The organism is Flavobacterium sp. (genome assembly GCF_030146175.1).
Lineage (GTDB): Bacteria > Bacteroidota > Bacteroidia > Flavobacteriales > Flavobacteriaceae > Flavobacterium.
In genome coordinates this window covers 1-3284 of the sequence record NZ_JASLCE010000138.1, presented here as the reverse complement: position 1 = coordinate 3284, position 3284 = coordinate 1, and the positions used below count along the sequence as shown (strand labels likewise).

Genomic DNA, 3284 nt, shown 5'->3' with positions numbered 1-3284 from the left:
CCGACGCTCTAACCAACTGAGCTACAATCACCATTTGATTACGGGTGCAAATATACGGCAATTTCCGTATCACGCAAGCATTTTTTAAAAAAAATTACATCAAATTTTCTAAACTACTGACAGCCAAATATCTTTCCGCAGTAAAACCTTCGGCATAATCCGTTCCGATGAGTCGTCCCAGGTCCTGCGAGCGATAATGCAGGCTATCCAAAAAGTTTTTTGTGGCAATTGGCGTCGTCGGTTCGTTCGAATTGGGCTCATAAAACTGCGAACCATAGGCTAAAATCGCCTCCACTTTTTTATCGATAAAACCCGTCACGTCCACAACAAAATCCGGAGTGATGTTTTTCCACTGAATATAATGGTACACTACTTTTGGTCGCCAGGCTTCCTGAGCTACTCCATCTACTTCCGTTTCAATACGTCGTAACCCCGAAAGGAAACAGGCATCTGAAACCAGTTTGCTTCCTTTTCCATGATCAATATGTCGGTCGTCGATCGCATTACACAACACAATCTCCGGGCGGTATTTCCGGATCATTTTAATCACCTCCAATTGATGCGCTTCATCATTTACAAAAAAACCATCGCGGAACTGCAAGTTTTCCCGTATCGCAATACCCAGGATTTCGCCCGCTTTACGCGCTTCTTCATCCCGAATTTCAGCCGATCCGCGGGTTCCCAGTTCACCACGCGTTAAATCGATAATTCCCGCTTTTTTACCTAAACTAATTTCTTTTGCCAGGGTAGCACCACATCCCAGTTCTACATCATCAGGATGCGCCCCAAAGGCCAGTATATCTAATTTCATTTTATTTTTTATAACTAAATTATGCTAATATCTTTTTCATCGTCATCGATTTGTTGAGTGTCTCGAAAAACTCTTTTTCCGGCACACTGTCTTTGGTAATGCCACAACCGATATACAGATGAATGTTTTCTTTTTTAATTTTCATACACCGCAGGTTCACATATAAATCGGAATACTCACTCCTACCTGTCGAAAAATTCTTGTTGAGTTCGCCTAGAAATCCCGAATAAAATTCCCGGTCGTAATCTTCGTTTTCCAGAATAAAATTGCGGGCGGCTTCTTTTGGTAATCCGCAGACAGCCGGTGTAGGATGCAAAATTTCAAGCACCTGTTTCAGACTTTCTTTATCATTTAAACGCGCCGAAATATCTGTTTTAATGTGCAACAAATTACCCGCTCTGGCCGTATACGGACTCGAGAGGATTTCATCCGATGCCCAATCTTTAAGATTATCCAGAATAAACTCCGTTACATACTGCTGTTCCTCGATTTCCTTCGGTTCCCAATGTACTTTTTCGGTTCCTTCATAAAGCTGAGTTCCGGCCAATGCTACGGTTTGCAACTGATAATCTTTTACTTTTAACAGTTGTTCCGGCGTGGCCCCCATCCACATTCCGACTTTCGGATGGTAAAAACAATATTTAAATGCTGTCGGATAGTTTGCTAATAAGCGTGGAAACAAATGTTCTACATCTTTGGTCGTTCCGCCTACTTTTTCCTTCCGCGAAAGCACTACCTTTTTAAAATGCCCTGAATGTATCGCGGCTACGCCTTTTTCTACCAGCTGTTCAAAATGCTCTTTTGCCGTTTCATCATACTCCTGAGAAACGGTTCCTTCTTCCGAAATAGCCGGTAACTCATATTTTTCCGTTATAATCTCGGAATACTCTTCCGGAATCAGTACATAGTTTTCACCGTCGAATGGTGCCATAATAAAGCCCGTTTCGGAAAAACTTTCGGTCAGATATACATGATCATTCACCTGAAAAAGGCCAATGATTTCGTCGGAACCAGGTTTTGAATAAATGACAAACGGCAGGTTTTGTCCCTGGTGTACTTTTACTTTCAGGAATAAATCGGTCATGACGCTCTTTTTGGTAAAACCATATTGGTGAGTTTACAAAGGGAAATCAGGTTTCCTTCTTCATCGGTGATTTTAATTTCCCACAGATGTAGACTACGCCCTTTATGGATAATCCGGGCCGTTCCGTAGACAATTCCTTCCCTTTTGCTTTTGAGGTGATTGGCCGAAATTTCGATACCCCGTACCTCCTGTTTTTCCGGATCGACAAACATGATGGAAGCCGCACTTCCCACGCTTTCCGCCAAAGCAACCGAAGCTCCGCCGTGCAACAACCCCATAGGCTGGTGTACTCTTGGATTAACAGGCATTTTGGCTACTAAAAAATCTTCTCCGGCATCTATATATTCAATTTCTAAGGTTTGCATCAATGTATTTTTCGACAAATGATTGCAAAGCTGCAGTACTTTTTCTTTATCAAATGACATAAACTATATTTTGAATGGTAAAAATACAAAATCAAAACTGAAGTAAGAATAAACTCAGCCTTCGAACGTTATATATAAATTATAATTTAAGTATAATTTAACATCCAAAAATTAGTATTTTTACCAAAAATCAGAAACATGCGTCATTATTACTACGTCCTTGTCACCCTATTACTTATTGCTCTGAGTTCTTGTCGAAATGATTTTTCTTTCGAACCGAGTACCGGAAATCTGGAATTTTCGAAAGACACGATCTATCTTGATACCGTTTTTACGAATATCGGTTCCAGTACCTATACGTTAAAAGTGTACAACCGCAGTAATAAAGACATTAAAATTCCAAGTGTCCGATTGGGACAGGGCGATGCATCCAAATACCGTCTGATGGTCGATGGAATTCCGGGTAAAGTCTTTACCAACGTAGAGTTACTGGCCAAAGACAGCATGTATATTTTTGTGGAAACAACGATTAACTATAACGATTTTTCCGCTCCGGATGCCCAGTATTTATACACCGATAAAATAGAATTCGATTATGGCACCAACTACCAGAAAGTCGACCTTGTAACATTGGTAAAAGATGCCTATTTTATCTATCCGGGACGTAACAACGGCGTATACGAACAGGTTGAAGTAGGCGTTGATGAAAATGGAAATACGCTAACCACCCGTGGACGGAATCTAAATCACAGTCACCCTACCAACGGCGACGAATTCCTCTGGAAAAAAGACAAACCCTATGTAATATATGGCTATGCCGCGGTACCAACCGGTGAAACGCTCAACGTACAAGCCGGTGCCCGGATTCATTTCCATGCCGAATCCGGTTTGATCGTACAACAGGGCGCTTCTTTAAAAGTGGCCGGAACCAAATCGGTAACCGAAGCACTGGAAAATGAAGTGATTTTTGAAGGCGACCGATTGGAACAGGATTTTTCGGAAGTTCCGGGACAATGGGGAACCA

General features: G+C 41.6%; 3 protein-coding genes and 1 pseudogene. 1 reads left to right on the top strand and 3 read right to left on the bottom strand.

Annotated elements, in window-relative coordinates; genetic code table 11:
• Window positions 1–94: 94 nt before the first annotated feature.
• From bshB1 to Q1R07_RS15395, 3 genes are read right to left on the bottom strand one after another with little or no spacing between them, the layout of a single operon-like run.
• The gene (gene bshB1 / locus Q1R07_RS15405; protein ID WP_300491977.1) at window positions 95–811 is read right to left on the bottom strand and encodes a bacillithiol biosynthesis deacetylase BshB1; all 717 of its coding nucleotides are present in this window, start codon (window positions 809–811) and stop codon (window positions 95–97) included.
• A gap of 19 nt (window positions 812–830) precedes the next feature.
• Window positions 831–1895 carry a chorismate-binding protein gene (locus Q1R07_RS15400; protein ID WP_300491975.1) on the bottom strand — a complete coding sequence of 355 codons (1065 nt, stop codon included), beginning with the start codon at window positions 1893–1895 and terminating at the stop codon, window positions 831–833.
• Window positions 1892–2320 (bottom strand): PaaI family thioesterase, encoded by a 429-nt coding sequence (locus tag Q1R07_RS15395; protein WP_300491973.1) that lies wholly within the window; start codon window positions 2318–2320, stop codon window positions 1892–1894. Before Q1R07_RS15395 ends, Q1R07_RS15400 begins: the two co-directional genes overlap by 4 nt.
• Before the next feature lie 138 nt (window positions 2321–2458).
• On the opposite strand from Q1R07_RS15395, the pseudogene Q1R07_RS15390 reads away from it, so the two are divergent.
• Window positions 2459–3284: pseudogene (locus Q1R07_RS15390) on the top strand (hypothetical protein); the annotation flags it as partial.